Origin of the sequence: Adlercreutzia sp. DFI.6.23, assembly GCF_024462535.1 — a bacterium.
In the GTDB taxonomy this organism is placed as follows: domain Bacteria; phylum Actinomycetota; class Coriobacteriia; order Coriobacteriales; family Eggerthellaceae; genus Adlercreutzia; species Adlercreutzia rubneri.
The window spans coordinates 1-291 of sequence record NZ_JANGBP010000719.1 but is presented as its reverse complement, the minus strand read 5'-3'; the positions used below and the strand labels follow the sequence as shown (position 1 = coordinate 291).

The 291-nt window shown below is 73.5% G+C and carries 1 pseudogene; it reads right to left on the bottom strand.

Annotated features, from left to right (window positions below):
• Positions 1 to 291, bottom strand: a pseudogene (locus NE591_RS15200) (hypothetical protein); the annotation flags it as partial.

Below are 291 nucleotides of genomic sequence, written 5' to 3'. Positions count from 1 at the left end.
CTCGTCGGCCCGCATCCGGCCTCTCCCACCGTGGCGCCGGCATAGGGCGCGTCGCGGTACTGGGGGTCGGTCTGGTATAGAAAGGGCAGCTCGCCGCCGCGCCACTCGTCGCGCGGGGTGCTAGCGGCCTCGGCTCCGCCACCCGCGTCCGCAGCGGCCACAGAGGCATCGGCCGTGGGCGAGGCGATGCCCGGCCCCGCGAGCCCCAGCCCTTCGGCGTACAGGTTCGCCATCTGGAACAGCGCGACTACGACGAAGACGGAAAGCGCCGCCACGCCCAGCACCGACCAC